We start from the raw sequence: 1,177 nt of genomic DNA on the forward strand, positions 1-1,177 counted from the left end.
TGTCTAAAGAAAAATTTGAACGTACGAAACCGCACGTAAACGTTGGTACTATCGGCCACGTTGACCACGGTAAAACAACTCTAACAGCTGCTATCTGTACTACACTTGCAAAAATCTACGGCGGTGTAGCTAAAGATTTCGCATCAATCGATAACGCTCCTGAAGAGCGCGAGCGTGGTATCACAATCTCAACTTCTCACGTTGAGTACGATACACCTGAGCGTCACTACGCACACGTTGACTGTCCTGGACACGCCGATTATGTTAAAAACATGATCACTGGTGCTGCTCAAATGGATGGTGGTATCCTAGTTGTTGCTGCAACTGATGGTCCAATGCCACAAACACGTGAGCACATCCTACTTGGTCGTCAAGTTGGTATTCCTTTCATCGTTGTATTCATGAACAAATGTGACATGGTTGATGATGAAGAGCTTCTTGAGCTAGTAGAAATGGAAGTTCGTGAACTTCTTTCTGAATACGATTACCCAGGTGATGATTTACCAGTAATCCAAGGTTCAGCTCTTGGCGCTCTAAACGGCGAGAAAGAGTGGGAAGACAAGATCATTGAGCTAGCAACAGCTCTTGATACTTACATTCCACTTCCAGAGCGTGCTGTAGACATGCCTTTCCTACTTCCAATTGAAGATGTATTCTCAATTCAAGGTCGTGGTACTGTTGTTACTGGTCGTATCGAACGTGGTATCCTACGTGTAGGTGACGAAGTAGAAATCGTTGGTATCAAAGAAACTACAGTTTCTACATGTACTGGTGTTGAAATGTTCCGTAAACTGCTTGACGAAGGTCGTGCAGGTGAGAACGTTGGTGCACTTCTACGTGGTACTAAGCGTGATGACGTTGAACGTGGCCAAGTACTTGCTGCTAAAGGTTCAATCAACCCACACACTAAATTTGAGTCAGAAGTATACGTTCTTTCTAAAGATGAAGGCGGCCGTCATACTCCTTTCTTCAAAGGCTACCGTCCACAGTTCTACTTCCGTACAACGGACGTAACTGGCGATATCACACTTCCAGAAGGTGTTGAAATGGTAATGCCTGGTGACAACGTTCAAATGACGGTTGAGCTAATCGCTCCAATCGCAATGGACGAAGGTCTACGCTTCGCAATCCGTGAAGGTGGCCGTACAGTTGGTGCTGGTGTTGTTGCTAAAATCTT

1 protein-coding gene is annotated in these 1,177 nt (G+C 45.0%); it reads left to right on the forward strand.

Annotated elements, in window-relative coordinates; translation table 11 throughout:
• Positions 1-1,177, forward strand: a 1,177-nt coding sequence (gene tuf, locus PVK71_RS20260; protein ID WP_130060028.1) for an elongation factor Tu, incomplete at both ends; no start/stop codon positions are given.

Source organism: Aliivibrio sp. S4MY1 (assembly GCF_028765545.1).
Classification (GTDB): Bacteria; Pseudomonadota; Gammaproteobacteria; order Enterobacterales; family Vibrionaceae; genus Aliivibrio.